The sequence below is a fragment of the Streptomyces sp. 5K101 genome (assembly GCF_046506645.1).
In the GTDB taxonomy this organism is placed as follows: domain Bacteria; phylum Actinomycetota; class Actinomycetes; order Streptomycetales; family Streptomycetaceae; genus Streptomyces.
Genome location: NZ_JBKFFO010000005.1, coordinates 37,049 through 60,518 on the forward strand (window position 1 = coordinate 37,049; position 23,470 = coordinate 60,518).

The window sequence follows — 23,470 nt, forward strand, 5'->3', positions numbered from 1 at the left end:
CAAACCCACGCGCCCAGCGTACGCCGAATGGCGGGCACATATGCTCACCCCGTGGAAAACCACTCCTTGCCGCGTACGGCCGCCTTCTTTGATCTGGACAAGACGGTCATTGCGAAGTCTTCGACGCTGACCTTCAGCAAGTCCTTCTACCAAGGCGGGCTGATCAGTCGGCGTGCCGCGCTGCGCACCGCCTATACCCAGTTCGTGTTTCTCGCGGGTGGTGCCGATCACAACCAGATGGAGCGGATGCGCGAGTACCTGTCCGCGCTCTGCAAGGGCTGGAACGTGCAGCAGGTGCGGGAGATCGTCGCCGAGACGCTGCACGACCTGATCGACCCGATCATCTACGACGAGGCCGCCTCCCTCATCGAGGAGCACCACATGGCGGGCCGGGACGTGGTCATCGTGTCCACCTCCGGTGCCGAGGTTGTGGAGCCCATCGGCGAGCTGCTCGGCGCGGACCGCGTCGTGGCCACCCGCATGGTGGTGGGCGACGACGGCTGCTACACGGGCGAAGTGGAGTACTACGCGTACGGACCCACGAAGGCCGAGGCCGTCAGGGAGCTGGCCGCGTCGGAGGGCTACGACCTGGACCGCTGCTACGCGTACAGCGACTCTGCGACCGACATCCCGATGCTGTCCGCGGTGGGGCACCCCTACACCGTGAATCCGGACCGCGCGCTGCGCCGCGAGGCGGCGGTGCGGGGCTGGCCTGTTCTCGTCTTCAACAAGCCGGTGCGGCTGAAGCAGCGGCTGCCGGCCTTCTCGATGCCGCCCCGTCCGGCGCTGGTGGCCGCCGCGGCGGTCGGAGCGGCGGCCGCGACCGCCGGGCTCGTCTGGTACGCCAGCCGTCGGCGGGGCGCGGCGCGCGCCGCCCGTGCGACGGCCGGACTCGGCAGCCGGTTCGCCCGTACTTGAACCTAAAAGTAAAGAAGTCAGTGCAGGGCTTTCCCTTCCTGGCCTGCGGTAGTACAAAGGATTCACGGCCCGCGAGACCGAGGACATCCGAAAGGATCACCTTTAACGCAGAGAAGGCCCCACGGACCGAAGCATGGAAGCCGAGCACCCACGCGACGTCGACCCGTCGATTACGGGCCAGCCGCACCAGGTGACGGGCAAAGTCCCCGACCTGATGGGCAACATTCGAGGACGCATGGTAACTGGGTGGACATGCCAGCGGCGGTACCAATTGGTACCGCCGCAACCCTTTTCAGCAGGAATTCGGGGCTTTCGCCAGGGACGTCTGCTCAGGCCGCGCCGCGCTGGAGCGCCTCGCACACCGCCGTCGACTCCCTGACGCCCAGCTCCACGGATCGCCCGCAATGGGCGATCCAGGTCGCCATGCCCTCCGCCGTCCCCGAGAGGTACCCCTCGAAGGCCGCGGTGTAGGCGGCGCGTCCCTGCTCGGCGTGCCCGACCTCGGCCGGGCAGATCGACTTCGGGTCGAGACCGCTGCCGACGAGCACGATCCGCTCGGCCGCCCGTGCGACCAGGCCGTTGCAGGAGACGAACGGGCGCAGCGCCAGCAGTTCGCCGTGCACCACGGCCGCCGTCACCAGGGCCGGCGCGGAACTGCCCCTGATGATCAGCTCCGCGAGCCCGTCCAGACGCCCCGCCACCTCGGCCGCGCCGGGCGCAGGAGCCTCGATCAGCGGCTCGTCGACCGACTCGCCAGACAGGCGCGGCCTGCCCACCGCCTCGGCGGCGTCACTGCCGCTCGCCGCGACCAGATGCAGCCTGGCCAGTACCCGCAGGGGCGACTGCCGCCAGATCGACAACAGCTGCCCCGCCTCGGCAGTCAGCCGCAGCGCCGCGCCCACGGTGCGGGCCTCGGGCTCGCTGCCGAAGTCGGTGCGCCGACGCACCTCCTCCAGCGCCCAGTCGGCACCGGACAGGGCAGCAGAGGCTCGGGCGCCGCGCAGCGCGGCCTCCGACGTGATCTCGTTGCTGCGCCGCCGCATGACCCGGTGCCCGTAGACCCGGTCGACGGCTTTGCGCACGGAGTCCACGGAGTCGGCGACATCCGGCAGCGTGCCGAGAGTGGCGAGGGGGTCGGCCGGCGAGGCGTTCGTACTCATAGGTAGCGAGGCTACGCGCCCCTGGCCCGCGCCCCACCTTGGAGTGGTCTTCTTCACGCAGCTTGACAACAGTAAGCACTCATCGCACTACTCTAGGTGAACATGAAGATCGCTTTCGTAGGGAAGGGCGGCAGCGGCAAGACGACGCTGTCCTCGCTCTTCATCCGCCACCTTGCCGCCGCCGGAGCCCCTGTCGTTGCGGTGGACGCCGACATCAACCAGCACCTGGGGGCCGCGCTCGGCCTCGACGACGCGGCGGCTGCCGCCCTGCCGGCCATGGGCGCGCACCTGCCCTTGATCAAGGAGTACCTGCGCGGTACGAACCCGAGGATCACCTCGGCCGAGACGATGATCAAGACCACGCCGCCCGGGGAGGGCTCCCGGCTGCTGCGGGTCGTGGAGAACAACCCGCTGTACGAGGCGTGCGCCCGGACCGTACGGCTCGACGACGGCGAGATCCGGCTGATGGCGACGGGGCCGTTCACCGAGTCCGACCTCGGTGTCGCCTGTTACCACTCCAAGGTCGGCGCGGTCGAGCTGTGCCTCAACCATCTGGTGGACGGGCCCGGGGAATACGTCGTCGTGGACATGACCGCAGGCTCGGACTCCTTCGCCTCCGGCATGTTCACGCGGTTCGACATGACCTTCCTGGTGGCGGAGCCGACCCGCAAGGGCGTGTCGGTCTACCGCCAGTACAAGGAGTACGCCCGGGACTTCGGGGTGTCGCTGAAGGTCGTGGGCAACAAGGTGCAGGGCCCCGACGACCTGGAGTTCCTGCGCGACGAGGTGGGCGACGACCTGCTCGTCACAGTGGGCCACTCGGACTGGGTCCGGGCGATGGAGAAGGGCAGGCCGCCGCGGTTCCAGCTGCTGGAGGCCGCCAACCGGGCGGCGCTGCAGACCCTGCAGGACGCGGCGGACGACTCGTACGCGCACAGGGACTGGGAGCGCTACACCCGTCAGATGGTCCACTTCCACCTGAAGAACGCGGAGAGCTGGGGGAACACGAGGACTGGGGCGGACCTGGCGGCCCAGGTGGACCCGTCGTTCGTGCTCGGTGAGCACGCGCCGGTGGCGCAGCCGGGCTGATCCGCGAACGAGGGCGGTCCGGGGAGGCCGGACTGCCCTCGCGTCACGCCGCGTTCAGCGCTTCGAGGACTGCCCTCGCGGCGCGCTCAGCGCTGCGCGGCACGTTTCTTGGCGTCCCTCTTCGCGGGCGGGCCCTTCTTGGCGCCCCGCTTGGCGGGCGGATCGTCCGATGCCACTGGCCGCTTCGCAAGGAATGCGGACCAGCCGCCCTTGGGGGCCTCACCGACCTCCAACTGCCGCAGCTTCTCCAGGACCGGCGGGTCCTGGGCGTCCAGCCAGTCGGCCAGCTGACGGAACGAGACGCACTTCACGTCGCTCTTCACGCACACCGCCGCGATCGTCTCCTCGATCGCCCTCATGTACGTCCCGCCGTTCCAGGACTCGAAGTGGTTGCCGATGACGAGCGGCGCTCGGTTGCCCTTGTAGGCGCGGTCGAACGCCCGCAGCAGGCCGTCGCGCATCTGGTTGCCCCAGTACCTGTGCAGCGCCGGGTTGCCCTTGGCGGTGCCCGACTGGTTGACCATGAAGTTGTAGTCCATCGCCAGCGCCTCGAAGGCGCGGCCGGGTACGGGGACCATCTGGAGGGAGAGGTCCCACAGGCCCAGTTCCTTCTTGGGCCAGACCTGCTCGCTGCTGCCGCTGGTGTCGTAGCGGAAGCCGAGGTCGCGCGCCGCGCGCAGGAAGTTGGTGCGGCCCTCGAGGCACGGGGTGCGGGCTCCGATGAGTTCCTTGTCGTAGTCGAAAGGGAGCGGCTCGGCCGACGGCAGACCGGCGTTCGTCTTCCAGTTCTTCACAAAGGACCTGGCCTGGCGGATCTCGCTCTTCCACTCCTCGACGGACCAGGTGCCCACCCCCCCGTTCTTGCCGCAGAAGTGCCCGTTGAAGTGTGTGCCGACCTCGTTGCCGTCCAGCCAGGCACCGCGCAGCTCGCGCACGGTGTTCTTGATGCCCTCGATGTGGTTGAAGCCGATGTCGGAGCGGCCGACCTCGTGCTTGGGCGGGTCGTACAGGTGCCGCTTCTTCTCGGGCAGGAGATAGACGCCGCTGAGGAAGTACGTCATCGTCGCGTCGTACTTCTTGCCGACCTTGCGGAAGCGGGAGAACAGCTTCTGGCTGTCCTCCCCCGCGCCGTCCCACGAGAACACCACGAACTGCGGGGGCTTTTCACCGCGCCTCAGACGCTGAGGTCTGAGCAGGCCCGGCTGTGTGCCGGTGAAGGCGGTGGAGCCGTCACCGATGAGGCGGACCACGCCCTTGGGGGCGCCGGCCTTCTTCTGGCCCGGAGCCCCGTGCTTGGTGCCGGCGCCCGAGTCCTGTGCGCCGCCCGAGCAGGCAGCGAGTCCTGCGATCAGTGCCGTGGCGCCCACGCCGACGACAGCGGTCTTCCTCGTGGCGGCCGGCATCCACCCACCCTCTTTCGTACGGCAATACGACTATCCGACTGCGATGGAGCCGACACGGTCGCTCACCGCGCGCGAGGGGAGCGGCCCGACAGGCCGCATTGAAATGATTAATCACTACTTCAGGCGATTGATTGCCCCATTTGCCCACCAAATCATGCCTGAGTCTTTACTCTGCATTACGATTCATTTACTTAACGTTGAGAGCTCGTGCGATTCGAGCATCCCGCCGCTGCATGCCGTGCCACACGGCCGCGTCCCCCACGTTCCGCGACCGCGCCACCCTGGAGGAGACGGGAATGTCCTGCGTCCCCACTCGCACCGACGATGCCGCTCACCCGCCGACGTCCCCAGCCGGCCACTTCCAGCGCCCGCACAGCCCGCCTCCCACCGGACCGCGCCGGCGCCTGCGCATCGCGGGCGCCGACCTGTCCGCATCCGTGTCCGTCTTCCTGATCGCCCTGCCGCTCTCCCTCGGCATCGCCCTCGCCACCGGAGCGCCGCTCCAGGCCGGCCTCGTCGCCGCAGCCGTCGGCGGCATCGTGGCGGGCCGGTTCGGCGGATCGACGCTCCAGGTCAGCGGCCCGGCCGCCGGACTGACCGTCGTCACCGCGGAGTTGATCCAGCGCTACGGCTGGCGCACCACCTGCGCCATCACCGTCCTCGCCGGCCTGTGCCAACTCGGCCTCGCCGCCCTGAAGGTGGCGCGCTCCGCCCTCGCCGTCAGTCCCGCCATCGTCCACGGAATGCTGGCCGGCATCGGCGTCACCATCGCCCTCGCACAACTGCACATCGTCCTCGGGGGCACGCCGCAGAGCTCGGCGATCGCCAACGTGCAGTCCCTGCCCGGCCAGTTGGCGGACCTGCACCCGGCCGCGCTGTTCGTCAGCCTCCTGACCATCGCCCTTCTCCTGGCATGGCCACGGCTTCCGGGACGGGCAGGACGCATCCTGCGGACCGTTCCGGCGGCCCTGGCCGCCGTCGCCGCCGCGACCGCGCTCGCGACGTTCGCGCAGCTGCACCTGCCACGTGTCGACCTGCCCTCCTGGAGCTCGCACGCGCTCCCCGAGCTTCCCGAGGGGCCGGTGCTCGGGCTGCTCGCCGCCGTCCTCACCATCACGCTCGTCGGCAGCGTGGAGTCGCTGCTCTCGGCCGTGGCCATCGACAAGCTCGCCGCCGCCCGCAAGCATCCGGACGTACGCATCCCCCGCGCGGACCTCGACCGCGAGCTCGCCGGCCAGGGCGCGGCCAACGTCGTGTCCGGCGCGCTCGGCGGACTGCCCATCACCGGCGTCGCGGTCCGCAGCTCGGCGAACGTCTCCGCGGGAGCGGTCAGCCGCCACTCCACCATGCTCCACGGGCTGTGGATCGCGGTGGCCGCGCTGCTGCTGGTGCCCGTCCTCGACCTGATCCCCCTGGCCGCACTCGCCGCCCTCGTCATGGTGGTCGGCGTACAGATGGTCAACATCACGCACCTGCGCAGCGTCAGGCGCAACCGCGAGATCCTGGTCTACGCGGTCACTCTGGGCGCGGTCGTGCTGACCGGCGTGCTGGAGGGAGTGCTGATCGGGATCGCCATGGCCGTCACGCTCGCGCTGCACCGGCTCACCAGGACCCGGATCACCGTGGAGGAGGACGACGGCGTCCAGCGCGTGCGCGTGCGCGGCCAGTTGACGTTCCTGGCCGTTCCCCGGCTGAGCCGGGTCCTCGGGCAGGTGCCGCACGGCGTCCACTGCGTGGTCGAGCTGGACGGCACCTTCATGGACCACGCGGCGTACGAGGCGCTGCACGACTGGCAGACCTCGCACCACGCGCAGGGCGGCACCGTGGAGTTCACGGGCCGCTCCGGGGCGCGGATCAGCGAGCCAACGCACGAGACGCACGGCTGCTGCCGCCCCTGGACACCCTGGCGCAACCACCACTGCGGTGAGCGTCCGCAGCCGACCGAGGCGCATCAACTGGCCACCGGGATCAGCGCGTTCCAGCGCAACACCGCTCCCCTGGTCCGCGACGAGCTGGCGCGGCTCGCCCGCGAGGGCCAGCAGCCGTCACAGCTGTTCCTCACCTGCGCCGACTCCCGGCTCGTCACCAGCATGATCACGGCGAGCGGCCCCGGCGACCTGTTCACGGTACGCAATGTGGGAAACCTGGTTCCGCTGCCCGGCGAGGAGAGCGGCGACGACTCGGTCGCAGCCGCCATCGAGTACGCGGTGGACGTGCTGGGGGTGGAGTCCATCACCGTCTGCGGCCACTCGGGCTGCGGGGCGATGCAGGCCCTGCTGAACAGCCCGCCCGTCGACGGCGCGCCGACACCGCTGCGCCGCTGGTTGCGGCACGGCCTGCCCAGCCTGGAGCGCATGCGGAGCCGTCGGCACGCGTGGCCGAGGATCTCCGGGCGCATGCCGGCGGACGCGGTGGAGCAGCTGTGTCTGACCAATGTGGTCCAGCAGTTGGAGCATCTGCGGGCCCACGAGTCGGTCGCCCGCCGGCTCGCCGAGGGCACGCTGCAGCTGCAGGGCATGTACTTCCATGTCGGCGAGGCCCAGGCGTATCTGCTCACGAGCGCGACCGACCAGGATGCCGAGCAGGTCTTCGACCGGGTCGCACCCACACCGTCGGTCCTGGACAAGGCCCACGTCTGACGGCGCGCGCCCGCCACCGGTCGACCGCCGGGCACGACGCGTGAGCGAGCGCACACCGCACGGCTGAACCACCGTCGTGCGGTGTCCGTGGACATGTGCGGCCCCTCTTCCCCACCGCCCGGGGAAGAGGGGCCACCTCACAGGTCTAAACCAATTCCCGGGAGGGCCTTGTCACCCGGCCCTCTGGCTGGTGAGCTATGGGCCTGGGACACATACGCACAGAAGACGCCCTGAGAAAGGGAGATGTCGTGAGCAAAGAAAGCCTGGCCAACCTTCTTAAGGAAGAGCGGCGGTTCGCACCCCCGGCCGAGCTGGCCGCGCACGCCAACGTGACCGCGGAGGCGTACGAACGGGCCGCCGCGGACAGGCTTGGCTTCTGGGCCGAGCAGGCACGGCGGCTCGACTGGGCCACCGAACCGACCGAGACCCTCGACTGGAGCAACCCGCCCTTCGCGAAGTGGTTCGCGGACGGCACGCTCAACGTCGCGTACAACTGCGTGGACCGCCATGTCGAGGCCGGCCACGGCGACCGCGTCGCCATCCACTTCGAGGGCGAGCCCGGCGACAGCCGCGCACTCACCTACGCCGAGCTCAAGGACGAGGTCTCCAGGGCGGCCAACGCGCTGACGGAGCTCGGCGTCCGCAAGGGCGACCGCGTCGCCGTCTACCTGCCGATGATCCCCGAGGCCGCGGTCGCCATGCTGGCCTGCGCCCGGATCGGCGCCGCCCACTCGGTCGTCTTCGGCGGCTTCTCGGCCGACGCCGTCGCCTCCCGGATCCAGGACGCCGACGCCAAGCTCGTCATCACCGCCGACGGCGGCTACCGCCGCGGCAAGCCCAGCGCCCTCAAGCCCGCGATCGACGAGGCCGTCTCCCGCTGCCCGCAGGTCGAACACGTGCTGGTCGTGCAACGCACGGGCCAGCAGACCGCGTTCACCGAGGGCCGCGACGTGTGGTGGCACGAGCTCGTTGAACGACAGCCCGCCAGTCATGTCCCCGAGCCGTTCGAGGCGGAGCACCCGCTCTTCATCCTCTACACCTCCGGCACCACGGGTAAGCCCAAGGGCATCCTGCACACCTCCGGCGGCTACCTCACCCAGGCGGCCTACACGCACCACGCCGTCTTCGACCTCAAGCCCGAGTCCGACGTCTACTGGTGCACGGCCGACATCGGCTGGGTCACCGGCCACTCGTACATCGTCTATGGCCCGCTGGCCAACGGCGCGACGCAGGTCATGTACGAGGGCACCCCGGACACCCCGCACCAGGGCCGGTTCTGGGAGGTCGTGCAGAAGTACGGCGTCACGATCCTCTACACGGCGCCGACCGCGATCCGCACGTTCATGAAGTGGGGAGACGACATCCCCGCCAAGTTCGACCTCTCCAGCCTGCGCGTCCTCGGCTCGGTCGGTGAGCCGATCAACCCCGAGGCCTGGATCTGGTACCGGGAGCACATCGGCGCCGGGAAGACCCCGATCGTCGACACCTGGTGGCAGACCGAGACCGGCGCGATGATGATCTCGCCGCTGCCCGGCGTCACCGAGACCAAGCCCGGCTCCGCGCAGCGCCCGCTGCCCGGCATCTCCGCCACCGTCGTCGACGACGAGGCGAACGAGGTGCCCAACGGGGGCGGCGGCTACCTCGTGCTCACCGAGCCGTGGCCGTCGATGCTGCGCACCATCTGGGGCGACGACCAGCGGTTCATCGACACCTACTGGTCCCGTTTCCAGGGCAAGTACTTCGCCGGCGACGGAGCCAAGAAGGACGACGACGGCGACATCTGGCTGCTCGGCCGCGTCGACGACGTGATGCTGGTGTCCGGCCACAACATCTCGACCACCGAGGTCGAGTCGGCACTGGTCTCACACCCGAAGGTCGCCGAGGCCGCCGTCGTGGGCGCCGCGGACGAGACGACGGGGCAGGCGATCGTCGCGTTCGTCATCCTGCGGGGCACGGCGAGCGAGGACGAGGGCCTCGTGAACGAGCTGCGCAGCCACGTCGGCGCGACACTCGGCCCGATCGCCAAGCCGAAGCGGATCCTGCCGGTGGCCGAACTGCCGAAGACCCGCTCCGGCAAGATCATGCGCCGCCTGCTGCGCGACGTCGCCGAGAACCGTCAGCTCGGTGACGTCACCACGCTCACGGACTCCTCCGTGATGGACCTGATCCAGTCCCGCCTGCCCAGCGCCCCCAGCGAGGACTGACCGGCGCGGCACCGACGAGGGTCGCCCGGCCCTGATCCACCGGGCACCCGCGAGGCCCCGGCGCACTCGCGCCGGGGCCTCGCGCATGCGGTATGCGGCTGACCCGCGTGCGTACGCCCGGGGCCATGCGACGTCTCACAGGATCTTTAGCTAGAGTAAAGAACGCGTCAATGGCGCAGCGAACGATCTCAGGTGCGCCGGGAAGTCTGGTCGGCAACGGTTTTGTCGTGTCCAACCGACCGGAGGTTACGCACCGTGGCCGCGCTCAAGCCCGCTCCCAAGCTCTTCGGCCGTCTGTCGCTGCCCGAGCGGAACTTCGTGGCGGACGCACTGCGCGCGGAGACGGTCGGCGGTGTGCTGCTGCTGTTCGCCGCGATGGTGGCGCTGATCTGGGCGAACACCCCTCTCGGCGACAGCTACGACTCCGTGCGCGACTTCCATCTGGGCCCCGCGTCGCTCGGCCTCGACCTGTCGGTCCAGCACTGGGCGGCGGACGGTCTGCTGGCCGTCTTCTTCTTCGTCGCCGGCATCGAGCTCAAGCGCGAGCTGGTCGCGGGAGAGCTGCGCGACCCCAAGGCCGCCGCGCTGCCGGTCGTCGCCGCGCTCTGCGGCATGATCATGCCCGCCCTCGTCTACCTGACCATCACGACGCTCGGTGACGGATCCACGGCCGGATGGGCGGTCCCCACCGCCACGGACATCGCCTTCGCCCTCGCCGTCCTCGCGGTCATCGGCACGTCGCTGCCGTCCGCGCTGCGCGCGTTCCTGCTGACGCTGGCGGTCGTCGACGACCTGTTCGCGATCCTGATCATCGCGATCTTCTTCACGAACGACCTGAACTTCGCGGCACTCGGCGGCGCCTTCGCCGGACTCGCCCTCTTCTGGCTGCTGCTGCGCACGGGTGTGCGGGGCTGGTACGTGTACGTGCCGCTCGCCCTCGTCATCTGGGGGCTGATGTACAACAGCGGCGTCCACGCCACGATCGCCGGTGTCGCGATGGGCCTCATGCTGCGCTGCACCCGTCGGGAGGGCGAGGAGCACTCCCTGGGCGAGCGCATCGAGCACCTCGTGCGGCCCCTGTCCGCGGGCGTCGCCGTCCCGCTGTTCGCGCTGTTCTCAGCGGGGGTCACCGTCACGGGCAAGTCCCTCGGCGACGTCTTCACCAGGCCCGAGACGCTGGGCGTCGTGCTGGGGCTGGTGGTGGGCAAGGCACTCGGCATCTTCGGCGGCACCTGGGTGACGGCGCGTTTCACCAGGGCGGAGCTGAACGAGGACCTGCGCTGGCCGGACGTCTTCGCGCTGGCCTCCCTCGCCGGCATCGGCTTCACCGTCTCCCTGCTGATCGGCGAACTCGCCTTCACCGGCGACGCCACTCTCACCGACGAGGTGAAGGCCGCGGTCCTGACCGGTTCCCTGATCGCCGCAGTCCTCTCCGGCATTCTCCTCAAACTGCGGGTACGCACCTATCAGGCACTGGCGGCCGATGAGGAGCGTGACGAGGACATGTCCGGGATCCCCGACATCTACGAGCAGGACGACCCGGCTTATCACTTGAGGATGGCCGCCATCTACGAGGAGAAGGCCGCGGAGCACCGCAGGAAGGCCCAAGCGGCGGGGGCGTCGCGCGACGGCGGCGACAGTCCGGCATGATCTGACATCGGACCGTAGAACTTTGGAGAGGGAGTCAGCGATGAGCGACCGCGGCAACACCACGGCGAACGCTGTCGGCGCCGACCGCAGTCTCGGTCAGCTGGTCGCCGCGGCGACCGCCGAGATGTCGGCGCTGGTGCACGACGAGATCGCGCTGGCCAAGACCCAGTTGCGCCGGGACGTGAAGAAGGCGGGCATCGGCGGCGGTGCGTTCACCGCCGCGGGCGCGGTGCTGCTCTTCTCGTTGCCGATGCTGAGCTTCGCGCTCGCCTACGGCTTCCAGGCGTGGACCGGCTGGCACCTGTCCGTCTGCTTCCTGCTGTCGTTCGCCGCCAACGTCCTCGTCGCCGGACTGCTGGCGCTGATCGGCCTGGTCTTCGTGAAGAAGGCGAAGAAGGGCAGGGGGCCGCAGAAGGCGGTCGCCTCCGCCAAGGAGACCGCGGCCGTACTGCAGAACGCCAAGCCGCATCCGCGCCGCCCGGCCCGCGCCGAGCTCCCGGCGGGCTCCCGGCAGGACAAGGTCGCGGTGTGACGCGCCGGACCGGCACGGGCGGGGCGGGCCGGGCAGTGGCGAACGCCCGGTACGCGGGTGTGGCACGCTCATCAGCATGACGGCACCTGTATCCAGCCCCGGCGGCCACGGCAGCCCCGTACGTCTCGACGGTCCGTGGACTCACCGCGACGTCGCGGCCAACGGTGCCCGCTTCCACATCGCCGAGATGGGCGACGGGCCGCTGGTGATGCTGCTGCACGGGTTCCCGCAGTTCTGGTGGACCTGGCGGCACCAGTTGCCCGCGCTCGCCGACGCGGGCTTCCGGGCGGTGGCGATGGATCTGCGCGGAGTGGGCGGCAGCGACCGTACGCCGCGCGGTTACGACCCGGCGAACCTCGCGCTCGACATCACCGGCGTCGTCCGGTCCCTGGGCGAACCGGACGCCGCGCTGGTCGGACACGACCTGGGCGGCTACCTGGCGTGGACGGCGGCCGTGATGCGTCCCAAGCTGGTGCGCCGCCTGGCGGTGTCCTCGATGCCGCACCCGCGGCGCTGGCGTTCCGCGATGCTGTCCGACGTCGCACAGAGCCGTGCCGGGTCGTACGTGTGGGGTTTCCAGCGGCCCTGGATCCCGGAGCGTCAACTGGTCGCCGACGATGCCGCACTGGTGGGCCGGCTGATCGAGGACTGGTCGGGGCCCCAGCCGCTCGACGAGGAGGCGGTCGGCGTCTACCGGCGCGCGATGTGCATCCCCTCGACGGCGCACTGCTCGATCGAGCCGTACCGCTGGATGGTGCGTTCGCTGGCCCGGCCCGACGGCATCCAGTTCAACCGCCGGATGAAGCGTCCCGTGCGGGTGCCGACGCTGCATCTGCACGGGTCACTCGATCCGGCGATGCGCACGCGCAGCGCGGCGGGTTCGGGCGAGTACGTCGAAGCGCCGTACCGCTGGCGGCTGTTCGACGGTCTGGGCCATTTCCCCCAGGAGGAGGACCCGGTGGCCTTCTCGAACGAGCTCATCAGCTGGCTCAAGGACCCGGAACCGGACCGCTGAGGCGCCCCACCGCGGATGTGACAGCTCCGGACGAGGCCGTTCGGGCAAGCCCGTGGAACGGTTGTCCTACGAACGGCCACATGCCCGGCGCATAGGCCAATTGGCGGGCCCCGACACGGTTACCGACCATGGGGCCCGGGCAGACGTCCGGGTATGGGCTGGACGCACGACTACGGTGACGCAGCACGCAACCGCCGCTCGGCCAATGGGCCGATCTCCCACGACAGTGGCGGCTCTCGGCGACGCGAGAGCCAGGAGCATCCGGGACAGGGGATGGGCATTCCGCGTATCCTCCGCCGCCGCGCACGCTGGGTGTCCGCGCGACTGCGGCATCCGCGGGCCTGAGGCGGCGACCGCCCCGGGCCACCCGCATCCCTACAGGGCGCATCCCTGGCTGTCGACCTGCTGGTTGGCGGCCCTGCCCCGGGTGATGTCGTCGCGGATCTCGTCGACCGTCAGTGCGTATCCCGTGTCGGCGTCGTCGAGGGACCGGGCGAAGATGACGCCGTAGACCTTGCCGTCGGTGGTGAGCAGCGGACCGCCCGAGTTGCCCTGGCGCACGGTCGCGAACAGCGAGTAGACGTCGCGGCGGACGGTGTCGCGGTGGTAGATGTCGGGGCCGTTGGCGTTGATCCGGCCGCGGACGCGGGCGGAGCGGACGTCGTAGGCTCCGTTCTCCGGGAAGCCCGCGACGATCGCGCTGTCGCCGCTGCGCGCGTCGGCCTCGGCGAACACGAGCGGGCGGGCCCTGAGGTCGGGGACGTCCAGGACCGCGATGTCGCGCTCCCAGTCGTACAGCACGACCTTGGCGTCGTAGAGCTTGCCCTCGCCGCCTATCTGGACGGTCGGCTCGTCCACGCCGCCGACCACATGCGCGTTGGTCATCACCCGGCGCTCGTCGAAGACGAAGCCGGTGCCTTCGAGCACCTTGCCGCAACTGGGTGCCGTGCCGACCACCTTGACGATGGACTGCTTGGCGCGCGCGGCGACGGGGCTGCCGACGAGCGCCGGGTCCGGGGGCTTCACCTCGGTGATGGGCTCGTTGGCGAACGGGCTGAAGACCTGCGGGAAGCCGTTCTGCGCGAGGATGGAGGTGAAGTCCGCGAACCAGGTGTTGGCCTGATAGGGCATCACCCGGGAGATGCCGAGCAGCACCTTGGAACTGCGCACCTCCTTGCCCAGCGTGGGCAGCGAGGTGCCGGCGAGCGCGGATCCGATCAGCCAGGCGACCAGCAGCATGGCGACGACGTTGACCAGGGCGCCGCCGGTGGCGTCCAGGGCGCGGGCGGGTGACCAGGTGATGTGCCTGCGCAGCTTGTTCCCGAGGTGGGTGGTGAACGCCTGGCCGATCGAGGCGCAGACGATCACGACCACCACGGCGACGATGGCGACCGTGGTCGACACGTCGGCGCCGTCGGTCAGCGCATCCCAGATCACCGGGAGGAGGTAGACCGCGACGAGCCCGCCGCCGAGGAAGCCGATCACCGAGAGGATGCCGACGACGAAGCCCTGGCGGTAGCCGACGATCGCGAACCAGACAGCGGCGACCAGCAACAGGATGTCCAGCACGTTCACCGTCAATAGCCTCGCAGTGTCGTCGCCGGGTGCTCCCTCCGGCTGGTCGGTCCGGGTCCGCGGCGCGGCCGCTTCGTCTGGGCGCCCCGGGGTGCGCTTCGTATGGGCATCAGCGTGTCATGCGCGCCAGTCCAGCGGGACCTCCCTGGTCCGGTCCCATGGTCGCTCCCAACCCGCGAAATGCAGCAGCCGGTCGATCACCCCGGCCGTGAAACCCCAGACCAGAGCGCCTTCCACCAGGAACGCGGGTCCGGCGTGACCGCTCGGGTGGAGGGCCATCGCGCGGTTGTCCGGGTCCGTGAGATCCGCCACGGGGACGGTGAAGACCCGCGCGGTCTCGGCGGGGTCGACCGCTCCGACCGGGCTCGGGGTGCGCCACCATCCCAGTACGGGCGTGACGACGAATCCGCTCACCGGGATGTAGAGCTTGGGCAGGACGCCGAAGGGCTGGACTCCCGAGGGGTCGAGCCCGGTCTCCTCCTCGGCCTCCCGCAGCGCCGCGCGCAGCGGTCCCGTGGTGGCCGGGTCGCCGTCCTCCGGGTCGAGGGCGCCGCCGGGGAACGACGGCTGCCCGGCGTGCGAGCGCAGGGTGCCGGCGCGCTCCATGAGCAGCAGCTCGGGCCCCCGTGCGCCCTCGCCGAACAGGACGAGCACGGCGGACTGGCGGCCGCGGCCGCTCTCCGGCGGCAGGAAGCGGCTCAGCTGGTGCGGCTGCACGGTGTCGGCCGCGCGCACCACGGGGTCGAGCCAGTCGGGCAGGCCGTCGGTGCTGATGGACACGTCGCCCTGCCTGCCGGACTGCTCGTACGTCGTGTAGGTCTCTTCGCCTGCTCGCGTCATGGGCACCCCCTGGTGCTCAACGCCGGGGAGCGCCCGGATCGTTCCTCGTGGGGGCCCTTCACCCGATCGCGCCCAGGGCCGGGGCCGGTTTTCCGGGGTAGTCGTCCGGCGGCGGCTTGAGCCGCTGGCCGGGCTGGCCGCCCATCTCGTACTTCAGGAGCTTCCTGGCCTTCTCGGGGTCGGTCTCGCCCTCGCCGTAGGCCGGGCAGAGGTGGGTGATCGGGCAGGCGCCGCAGGCGGGCCTGCGGGCGTGGCAGATGCGGCGGCCGTGGAAGATGACGCGGTGGGAGAGCATCGTCCACTCCGATTTCGGGAAGATCGCGGCGATCTCGGCCTCGATCTTCACCGGGTCGTCCTGCTCGGTCCACTTCCAGCGGCGCACGAGGCGCATGAAGTGGGTGTCCACGGTGATGCCGGGGACGCCGAACGCGTTCCCCAGGACGACGAAGGCCGTCTTGCGGCCCACGCCGGGCAGGCTGACCAGGTCCTGGAGCCGGCCGGGGACCTCTCCGCCGAAGTCGTCGCGGATGGCTTTGGACAGGCCCATGATCGACTTGGTCTTGGCCCGGAAGAAGCCGGTCGGGCGGATGAGCTCCTCGACCTCCTCGGGCACCGCCGCTGCCAGGTCCTCGGGCGTGGGGTACTTGGCGAAGAGGGCGGGCGTCGTCTGGTTGACCCGGAGGTCGGTCGTCTGGGCCGACAGGACCGTCGCTATCAGCAGCTGGTACGGATTCTCGAAGTCGAGCTCCGGGTGCGCGTACGGGAAGACCTCGGCGAGCTCGCGGTTGATCCGGCGGGCGCGGCGGACCATGGCGAGACGCGATTCCGGTTTGACCGATTTATTCCTTTTGCCCGGGCTGGGCGAGACCTGTTCGCCCACAGCGGAATTCTGCTTTCCGGACACGCTCCCATCCCCCTTGGCCTGCGCTCTCACCGGCGAATTGGACACCCGGCCAGCCTAAGGGCCGCCACCGACATTCGCGCCGGTCCCCGGGAATCGGGACCCAATCGGGCCCCTGCCGCACGGTTGGGCGCCCGCGTGCGTCAAACTTGTTGTGATTGATCGCACGATTGTTTACTACCGGGGTCCCGATCCCCGACGATGCCGCCGCGGGGCACCGAGTCCCCGAACAGCACAGCGACGGTCCGGCATCATGGGGACAACGTCCCCTGAGCAGGTCGACAAGGAGAGAACTCGTGGACGACGTTCTGCGGCGCGCCCCGCTCTTCGCGGCGCTCGATGACGAGCAGGCCGCGGAGCTCCGCGCCTCGATGAGTGAAGTGACGCTCGCCCGCGGCGACGCTCTCTTCCACGAGGGCGAACCTGGCGACCGCCTCTACGTGGTCACCGAAGGCAAGGTCAAGCTCCACCGCACGTCCCCCGACGGCCGCGAGAACATGCTCGCCGTCCTCGGCCCGGGCGAGCTCATCGGCGAGCTGTCCCTCTTCGACCCCGGCCCGCGCACCGCGACCGCCACCGCCCTGACCGAGGTGAAGCTCCTCGGCCTCGGCCACGGCGACCTCCAGCCCTGGCTGAACGCGCGCCCCGAGGTGGCCACCGCACTGCTGCGCGCGGTCGCCCGCCGGCTGCGCAAGACCAACGACCAGATGTCCGACCTGGTCTTCTCCGACGTCCCGGGCCGTGTCGCCCGCGCGCTCCTCGACCTGTCGCGCCGCTTCGGCGTGCAGTCGGAGGAGGGCATCCACGTCGTCCACGACCTCACCCAGGAGGAGCTGGCCCAGCTCGTCGGCGCCTCCCGCGAGACCGTGAACAAGGCACTCGCCGACTTCGCCCAGCGCGGCTGGCTGCGCCTGGAGGCGCGTGCGGTGATCCTGCTGGACGTGGAGCGCCTGGCCAAGCGTTCGCGCTGACACCCGCCGCACCTGCGAAAGAGGGCCGTCCCCCGCATCGCGCGGGCGGCCCTCTCGCGTTCCCGTGGCGTCAGTTCTTGCTGCCGTCCACGATCAGCGGGTTGCCGGTGCCGGAGCCGCAGGGGACGGCGTAGACCGGGTTCTTCTCGGCCGCCTCGCGGAACGCCTCGATGCACTGGTTGGCCAGCACCTTGTCGCTCAGCGACTCGCTGAGGATGCGGTTGGCCCTGGCGATGCCCTCGGCCTCGATGCGGCGGCGCTCCGCCTCCGCCTTGGCCGTGCGGGCCGCCTCCGTCGCCCGCTCGGTGGCCTGCTGCTGCTGGATCTTGCGGTCGATCTGGTCCTGCAGCTTCTCCGAGGGCTTCACGTTGCGCAGGTTGACCGTCGTGACGTCGATGCCGCGCGGGGCGAGCCGCTCCTTGATCAGCTCACCGATCTCGGCGTTGATCTTCTCGCGGGCGGAGGTGTAGCCCTCCTCGCTGGTGTGGCGGGCGAAGACGTTGCGTACGATCTCGCGGCTGTCGGGGAAGACCAGACGCTGCTGGATCGCGTCCTCGCTGCCCGCGAGGCGGTACAGCTCGACGGCCTTGGTCGGGGTGACCGCCCACTTCACGGTCAGCTCCGCGTACATCACGCCGCCCTGCGAGGAGCGCACCTCGACGACGTCCTTGTCCGAGAGGTTGAGGTCCACCGGCCGGGTGGAGAACGTCGTGACGTCGGTGAACGGCGAGGTGAGGTTCAGGCCGGAGGTCATCGGCGAGCCGACCTTGCCGAAGGTGACCGGCACACCGACCTCGTAGGCGCTGACGACGTGGACGCAGCTGGCCACGCCGGAGAAGAGCCCGGCGAGCAGGGCGCCCAGGGCGCCGATCCTGAGACCTCTGTTGTCGCCGCCGCGGGCGACGGCGTACATCACCGCGGCGGCGATGACGAGGATGACGAACAGTACGAACACGGCTTGATCCCCCCAGTGACGGATGTCGCAGAGCGCAAAGTAAGCGGAGCGTAAAACATCACCGGCGGTGGGGACGCGGGAGGGCGGTGTCCGGTTCCGGCGCCCCGGCCACGGGGCCGTCGGGCGATCGGGCCGGGGGCCCGCCGAACAGGCCCCGGGGCGTCAGCCCTGGCCGATCAGCCCGTGCTCGCGCAGGTACTCCAGCTGCGCCCGCACCGACAGCTCGGCCGCGGGCCACAGGGACCGGTCGACGTCCGCGTACACCTGCGCCACGACCTCGGAGGCCGTCGTGAAGCCGTCCTCGACGGCCGTCTCGACCTGTGCCAGGCGGCTCGCCCGGTGCGCGAGGTAGTACTCGACGGCACCCTGGGCGTCGTCGAGCACGGGCCCGTGGCCGGGCAGCACCGTGTGGACACCGTCGTCGACGGTGAGCGAGCGCAGCCGCCGCAGCGAGTCGAGGTAGTCGCCGAGCCGGCCCTCGGGGTGGGCGACCACCGTCGTGCCCCGGCCCAGGATCGTGTCGCCGGTCAGCACGGCACGATCGGCGGGCAGATGGAAGCTGAGCGAGTCGGCGGTGTGCCCCGGGGTGGGCACGACCCGCATCTCCACCCCGCCCGTGGTGATCACGTCCCCCGCCGCGAGCCCCTCGTCGCCGAGCCGCAGCGCGGGGTCGAGGGCGCGGACCTTCGTGCCGGTCAGCTCCGCGAAGCGTGCGGCGCCCTCCGCGTGGTCGGGGTGCCCGTGGGTGAGCAGGGTCAGCGCGACCCGCTTGCCCGCCTTCTCCGCCGTCTCGATCACGGCCCGCAGATGGGCCTCGTCCAGCGGCCCGGGGTCGACCACGACGGCGAGGCCCGAGTCGGGCTCCGAGACGATCCACGTGTTGGTGCCGTCCAGGGTCATCGCGGACGGGTTCGGCGCGAGGACATTGACCGCGCGGGCGGTTGCGGGTCCGGAGAGCACGCCTCCGCGGGGCTGCCCGGGCAGTGCTGCGGCGTCGGTCATCGCGAGCCTCCGGTCGGCACGTGCTTGGTGAACTCGTCGTGCCCCGGCCAGCTCAGGACGACCTCGCCGCCCTCCAGCCGCGCCTGTGCGAGCACGGGCGTCATGTCCTGCCCGGCCGCCGCCGCCAGCGCCTGCGTGGCCGTCGCGTACTGCCGCAGGGTGCGCAGGGTGGCGATGGTGGGCGGCATCATCAGCAGCTCGCCCTTGTCGTAGCCGGCGGTCGCGTCAGCAGGGCGGATCCAGACGGTGCTCTCGGCCTCCGTGGACGCGTTGCGGGTGCGCTGTCCCTCGGGCAGGGCGGCCACGAAGAACCAGGTGTCGTAGCGGCGCGGCTCGAACTCCGGGGTGATCCAGCGCGCCCACGCACCGAGCAGGTCCGAGCGCAGCACCAGGCCGCGCCGGTCCAGGAACTCGGAGAAGGACACGTTCCGGTCCACCAGCGCCTGCCGGTCCGCCTCCCAGTCGTCCCCCGTCGTGTCCCCGACGACCGTGCCGGGCGTCGGGCCCGCGAGCAGGACGCCCGCCTCCTCGTACGTCTCGCGGACCGCCGCGCACACGATGGCCTGCGCGGACGCGGTGTCGGTGCCGAGTCGCCGCGCCCAGGTGTCCAGCGACGGGCCGGCCCAGCCGACGGGCCGGTCGTCGCGCGCATCCACGCCGCCGCCCGGATAGGCGAACGCGCCGCCCGCGAAGGCCATGGACGTGCGCCGGCGCAGCATGTGGACGGCGGGCCCGTCCTCCCCGTCGCGCAGCAGCATCACGGTGGCGGCCCGCTTGGGGACCACGGGCGTGAGCTCACCGGCCGCGAGGGCACGGATGCGGTCGGGCCATTCCGGCGGGTACCACTGACCATTGGACATGGGGCGGATGCTATGCGCTCACGGGCGGATGTTCGAGGGGTGGCCGGTCGCACCGGCCACCCCTCGGCGGCGTCAGCGCCCGTGCCCGCTGAGCTGCCGGCCGGTGCCCGAGTGCTGGACGTCGATCAGCAGGACGCGGTCGTTGCCGGCCGTGCCGTCATGTCGGTGGACGTCGTGAGCCAGGGTGTCGGCCGGCGCGGGCCCGCGTGGCGGTGGTGACGGCGTTGCCGGCGGTGGAGACGTTGCCGCGGCATCACGGGCGAAGACGGTCCAGTCGTACGAGGTCTCCGGTCGAGGCCGTCGACGGTGGCCGCGAGCGTGCTCCCGCCGACCCGCTGCATCAACTGGCCGTGCTGGTAGATGTCGTGGCCCGTGACGCCGGTGCCGTCCGTGGCGGCGTCACGGGCCAGGGGGACAGTGTGCGCGCCGGACTCCGCGACCAGGCCGCGGGACGACGACGGCCCCGGCCCCGCCGGCGGACCGGCGGGCTCGGGGCCGTACACCTACTGACCTTGTGTTCAGTCCTGGACGAGCTCCACCTGGATCTCGACCTCGACCGGAGCGTCCAGCGGCAGCACCGCGACGCCCACCGCGCTGCGCGCGTGCACGCCCTTGTCGCCGAGCACCTCGCCGAGCAGCTCGCTCGTCCCGTTGATCACGCCGGGCTGGCCGGTGAAGTCCGCGGCCGACGCCACGAAGCCCACGACCTTCACGACCCGGGCGATGCGGTCCAGGTCGCCGACGACCGACTTCACGGCGGCCAGAGCGTTCAACCCGCAGATACGGGCGAGCTCCTTGGCCTCCTCGGCCGTGACCTCGCCGCCCACCTTGCCGGTGACCGGAAGCTTGCCCTCCACCATCGGCAGCTGGCCGGAGGTGTACACGTACGCGCCCGAGACCACCGCCGGCTGATAGGCGGCCAGCGGCGGAACGACCTCCGGCAGCGTCAGACCCAGTTCGGCGATCCTGCGCTCGACCACGCCGCTCACGAGGACTTCTCCCGCTTCAGGTAGGCCACCAGCTGTTCGGGGTTGTTCGGCCCGGGCACGACCTGGACGAGCTCCCAGCCGTCCTCGCCCCAGGTGTCCAGAATCTGCTTCGTCGCGTGCACGAGGAGGGGCACGGTCGCGTATTCCCACTTGGTCATGGGGCCGACTGTAGCCGCACCGGCCGGCCGCTTCGCGAAGCAGCCCTGGGGTGGGCACGTGACGCAGCCCGCACGCAGCCCCGTGCGTAGGCCGGCGCACGACTGGTTAGGCTCGCATACGTGAGCAGGCTCCAGGTCGTCAGCGGCAAGGGCGGTACCGGTAAGACCACGGTGGCCGCCGCCCTCGCGCTCGCCCTCGCGACCGAGGGGAAGCGCACCCTCCTCGTCGAGGTCGAGGGCCGGCAGGGCATCGCCGAGCTCTTCGAGACGGAGGCCCTTCCGTACGAGGAGCGCAAGATCGCCGTGTCGTCCGGCGGCGGGGAGGTGTTCGCGCTGGCCATCGACGCCGAGCGCGCGCTCCTCGACTACCTCCAGATGTTCTACAAGCTCGGCAGCGCGGGCCGGGCCCTCAAGAAGCTCGGCGCGATCGACTTCGCCACGACCATCGCGCCCGGCGTCCGGGACGTGCTGCTCACCGGCAAGGCGTGCGAGGCCGTACGCCGCCGGGACAAACAGGGGCGGTACGTCTACGACCACGTGGTCATGGACGCGCCGCCCACCGGCCGCATCACCCGCTTCCTGAACGTGAACGACGAGGTCGCGGGCCTCGCCCGGATCGGCCCGATACACCATCAGGCACAGGCCGTGATGCGCGTGCTCAAGTCCTCCCAGACAGCCGTCCACCTGGTCACGCTGCTGGAGGAGATGCCCGTCCAGGAGACGGCGGACGGCGTCGCGGAGCTGCGCGCCGCCGAACTGCCCGTGGGCAACGTCATCGTGAACATGGTCCGCCCCCACGTGCTCGACGAGGAGGCGGTGCGCGACGCGTCGGGCGCCCGTCGCGGCGAGATTGCCGAGGCGCTCACGGCGGCCGGCCTCTCCGACTCGGCGACGCTCGTCACCCCCCTGCTGGAGCAGGCCGCCGATCACGCCCGGCGGGTGGAGCTGGAGCGCGAGCAGCGACGGGTGCTGAACGCGCTGGACCTCGGCGCGTACGAGCTCCCCGTGCTCGGCGAGGGGGTCGACATCGCCGGGCTGTACCAACTGGCGAGGGAACTGCGCAAGCAAGGGACGGGCTCATGACGCTGGACGCAACGGCCCGCCTGGAGGTCGACCCGCTCATCGACGACCCGGCCACGCGCATCATCGTGTGCTGCGGCGCGGGAGGCGTCGGCAAGACGACGACCGCCGCGGCCCTCGGCGTCCGGGCGGCGGAACGCGGCCGCAAGGTCGTCGTCCTGACCATCGACCCGGCCCGGCGGCTCGCCCAGTCCATGGGCATCGACTCGCTCGACAACACGCCGCGCAGGGTCAAGGGCATCGAGGGCGACGGCGAACTGCACGCCATGATGCTCGACATGAAGCGCACCTTCGACGAGATCGTCGAGGCGCACGCGGACGCGGAGCGCGCCCGCGCGATCCTGGAGAACCCCTTCTACCAGTCCCTGTCCGCCGGTTTCGCCGGCACGCAGGAGTACATGGCGATGGAGAAACTGGGGCAGCTGCGCGGGCGCGACGAGTGGGACCTGATCGTCGTCGACACCCCGCCGTCGCGCTCGGCGCTCGACTTCCTGGACGCGCCCAAGCGCCTGGGGTCGTTCCTCGACGGCAAGTTCATCAAGCTGCTGATGGCGCCGGCGAAGGTGGGTGGCCGCGCGGGGATGAAGTTCCTCAACGTCGGCATGTCGATGATGACGGGCACGCTGGGCAAGCTGCTCGGCGGTCAACTGCTGCGGGACGTCCAGACGTTCGTGGCGGCGATGGACACGATGTTCGGCGGCTTCCGTACGCGCGCGGACGCGACGTACCGGCTGCTGCAGGCGCCCGGCACGGCGTTCGTGGTGGTCGCGGCGCCGGAGCGGGACGCGCTGCGGGAGGCGGCGTACTTCGTGGAGCGGCTGGCGGCGGAGGACATGCCCCTCGCGGGCCTCGTCCTCAACCGCGTGCACGGGAGCGGGGCCGCGCGGCTGTCCGCGGAGCGAGCGCTCGCAGCGGCGGAAAATCTTGACGAGTCCCGCATTGTGGATCAGGGGCCCGGGAAGACTGGTGTTCGTGACGCCGCGGCCGTCTCTCCCGAATCCCCGGCCGTGGATCACTCCCCCGAAGCTCGTGAGGTTCCCCCCGCAACACTCGCGTCGTCGTCATCGTCGTCATCGTCGTCCGAGGTTCCTGACGTGCACGACGTGCGCGAGGTCCATGACGTGCAGACCGCGCAGCAGTTGACCGCCGGCCTGCTGCGTCTGCATGCCGAGAGGATGCAGGTGCTGGCGCGCGAGCAGCGCACGCGCGACCGTTTCACGGCGCTCCACCCCGAGGTGCCCGTCACCGAGGTCCCGGCCCTGCCGGGCGACGTCCACGATCTGGGCGGCCTCCGCGCGATCGGCACACGCCTGGCAGCGGGGTCGTAAGCACCGCGTGCGGCGCGCGGGGAGGCGCTCGGCTCGTCGTCCCTGAGCGCGCCGGGTTCGGCCACCGTTCCGGGCCGTCCCGGTCTCGGGCGCGAACGGCGCCAATGCGAAGGTGGTCCGCGCGCGGAGCCCAGGGAGCGCAACGGTGCGCACGCGCAAGGCGGTTCGCTGTGTGGCCGGAACAGCACACTCCGGGCCGGC

Annotated in this window: 21 protein-coding genes; 11 read left to right on the forward strand and 10 right to left on the reverse strand. The window is 70.8% G+C overall.

From position 1 onward, the window contains the following. Positions 1–27: 27 nt before the first annotated feature. The gene (locus ACLB9X_RS11145) at positions 28–918 is read left to right on the forward strand and encodes an HAD family hydrolase (RefSeq protein WP_410360131.1); all 891 of its coding nucleotides are present in this window, start codon (positions 28–30) and stop codon (positions 916–918) included. Between the two features lie 329 nt (positions 919–1,247). Here ACLB9X_RS11145 and ACLB9X_RS11150 read toward each other — a convergent pair whose 3' ends face one another. Further along, the gene (locus ACLB9X_RS11150) at positions 1,248–2,078 is read right to left on the reverse strand and encodes an oxidoreductase (RefSeq protein WP_410360132.1); all 831 of its coding nucleotides are present in this window, start codon (positions 2,076–2,078) and stop codon (positions 1,248–1,250) included. A 102-nt stretch (positions 2,079–2,180) separates the two neighbouring features. Here ACLB9X_RS11150 and ACLB9X_RS11155 point away from each other — a divergent pair, with 102 nt between their 5' ends. After that, a complete protein-coding gene (locus ACLB9X_RS11155) occupies positions 2,181–3,167 on the forward strand; it encodes an ATP-binding protein (protein WP_410360133.1) in 987 nt (328 codons plus the stop codon). A gap of 86 nt (positions 3,168–3,253) precedes the next feature. Here ACLB9X_RS11155 and ACLB9X_RS11160 read toward each other — a convergent pair whose 3' ends face one another. After that, positions 3,254–4,570, reverse strand: a complete 1,317-nt coding sequence (locus ACLB9X_RS11160) for a hypothetical protein (RefSeq protein ID WP_410360134.1) — start codon at positions 4,568–4,570, stop codon at positions 3,254–3,256. Positions 4,571–4,866: 296 nt separating this feature from the next. On the opposite strand from ACLB9X_RS11160, the gene ACLB9X_RS11165 reads away from it, so the two are divergent. The 6 genes from ACLB9X_RS11165 to ACLB9X_RS11190 all read left to right on the forward strand — a co-directional run bounded on the left by ACLB9X_RS11165 (position 4,867) and on the right by ACLB9X_RS11190 (position 12,955). Further along, complete coding sequence (locus ACLB9X_RS11165) at positions 4,867–7,209, forward strand: bifunctional SulP family inorganic anion transporter/carbonic anhydrase (RefSeq protein ID WP_410360525.1); 2,343 nt, start codon at positions 4,867–4,869, stop codon at positions 7,207–7,209. 248 nt (positions 7,210–7,457) lie between these two features. Continuing rightward, positions 7,458–9,413, forward strand: a complete 1,956-nt coding sequence (gene acs / locus ACLB9X_RS11170; protein ID WP_410360135.1) for an acetate--CoA ligase — start codon at positions 7,458–7,460, stop codon at positions 9,411–9,413. Positions 9,414–9,668: 255 nt separating this feature from the next. Continuing rightward, positions 9,669–11,063, forward strand: coding sequence for a Na+/H+ antiporter NhaA (gene nhaA / locus ACLB9X_RS11175; RefSeq protein WP_410360136.1), 1,395 nt, complete (start codon positions 9,669–9,671; stop codon positions 11,061–11,063). Positions 11,064–11,103: 40 nt separating this feature from the next. Next, positions 11,104–11,595, forward strand: coding sequence for a phage holin family protein (locus ACLB9X_RS11180; RefSeq protein ID WP_410360137.1), 492 nt, complete (start codon positions 11,104–11,106; stop codon positions 11,593–11,595). Between the two features lie 76 nt (positions 11,596–11,671). Further along, positions 11,672–12,610: an alpha/beta fold hydrolase gene (locus ACLB9X_RS11185; RefSeq protein ID WP_410360138.1), complete on the forward strand. Its 939-nt coding sequence runs from the start codon at positions 11,672–11,674 to the stop codon at positions 12,608–12,610. 153 nt (positions 12,611–12,763) lie between these two features. After that, positions 12,764–12,955, forward strand: a complete 192-nt coding sequence (locus ACLB9X_RS11190) for a hypothetical protein (protein ID WP_410360139.1) — start codon at positions 12,764–12,766, stop codon at positions 12,953–12,955. 30 nt (positions 12,956–12,985) lie between these two features. Here ACLB9X_RS11190 and ACLB9X_RS11195 read toward each other — a convergent pair whose 3' ends face one another. The 3 genes from ACLB9X_RS11195 to nth form a co-directional block, all read right to left on the reverse strand. Further along, a complete protein-coding gene (locus ACLB9X_RS11195) occupies positions 12,986–14,185 on the reverse strand; it encodes a MarP family serine protease (RefSeq protein WP_410360140.1) in 1,200 nt (399 codons plus the stop codon). Between the two features lie 117 nt (positions 14,186–14,302). Continuing rightward, on the reverse strand, positions 14,303–15,025 hold the full coding sequence (locus ACLB9X_RS11200; protein WP_410360141.1) for an NUDIX hydrolase: 723 nt from the start codon (positions 15,023–15,025) through the stop codon (positions 14,303–14,305). 58 nt (positions 15,026–15,083) lie between these two features. After that, positions 15,084–15,929, reverse strand: a complete 846-nt coding sequence (gene nth, locus ACLB9X_RS11205) for an endonuclease III (protein WP_410360142.1) — start codon at positions 15,927–15,929, stop codon at positions 15,084–15,086. A 293-nt stretch (positions 15,930–16,222) separates the two neighbouring features. Here nth and ACLB9X_RS11210 point away from each other — a divergent pair, with 293 nt between their 5' ends. Further along, positions 16,223–16,897, forward strand: a complete 675-nt coding sequence (locus ACLB9X_RS11210; protein ID WP_215183860.1) for a Crp/Fnr family transcriptional regulator — start codon at positions 16,223–16,225, stop codon at positions 16,895–16,897. Between the two features lie 70 nt (positions 16,898–16,967). Here ACLB9X_RS11210 and ACLB9X_RS11215 read toward each other — a convergent pair whose 3' ends face one another. From ACLB9X_RS11215 to ACLB9X_RS11235, 5 genes are all read right to left on the reverse strand, one after another. Further along, positions 16,968–17,852 (reverse strand): prohibitin family protein, encoded by an 885-nt coding sequence (locus tag ACLB9X_RS11215; RefSeq protein WP_410360143.1) that lies wholly within the window; start codon positions 17,850–17,852, stop codon positions 16,968–16,970. Positions 17,853–18,014: 162 nt separating this feature from the next. Further along, the gene (locus ACLB9X_RS11220) at positions 18,015–18,854 is read right to left on the reverse strand and encodes an MBL fold metallo-hydrolase (protein ID WP_410360144.1); all 840 of its coding nucleotides are present in this window, start codon (positions 18,852–18,854) and stop codon (positions 18,015–18,017) included. Then, the gene (locus ACLB9X_RS11225; RefSeq protein ID WP_410360145.1) at positions 18,851–19,714 is read right to left on the reverse strand and encodes an NUDIX hydrolase; all 864 of its coding nucleotides are present in this window, start codon (positions 19,712–19,714) and stop codon (positions 18,851–18,853) included. Before ACLB9X_RS11225 ends, ACLB9X_RS11220 begins: the two co-directional genes overlap by 4 nt. 518 nt (positions 19,715–20,232) lie before the next feature. Next, entirely contained in the window at positions 20,233–20,703 is a 471-nt protein-coding gene (locus tag ACLB9X_RS11230; protein WP_410360146.1) for a RidA family protein, read from the reverse strand. Further along, positions 20,700–20,861 carry a DUF4177 domain-containing protein gene (locus tag ACLB9X_RS11235; protein WP_005314434.1) on the reverse strand — a complete coding sequence of 54 codons (162 nt, stop codon included), beginning with the start codon at positions 20,859–20,861 and terminating at the stop codon, positions 20,700–20,702. The genes ACLB9X_RS11230 and ACLB9X_RS11235 overlap by 4 nt, the downstream gene beginning before the upstream one ends. A 120-nt stretch (positions 20,862–20,981) precedes the next feature. Between ACLB9X_RS11235 and ACLB9X_RS11240 the strand changes: the two genes are divergently transcribed. Together ACLB9X_RS11240 and ACLB9X_RS11245 are read left to right on the forward strand one after the other, a co-directional pair. After that, a complete protein-coding gene (locus ACLB9X_RS11240; RefSeq protein ID WP_410360147.1) occupies positions 20,982–21,944 on the forward strand; it encodes an ArsA family ATPase in 963 nt (320 codons plus the stop codon). After that, positions 21,941–23,269, forward strand: a complete 1,329-nt coding sequence (locus ACLB9X_RS11245; RefSeq protein ID WP_410360148.1) for an ArsA family ATPase — start codon at positions 21,941–21,943, stop codon at positions 23,267–23,269. The genes ACLB9X_RS11240 and ACLB9X_RS11245 overlap by 4 nt, the downstream gene beginning before the upstream one ends. Positions 23,270–23,470: the final 201 nt, after the last annotated feature.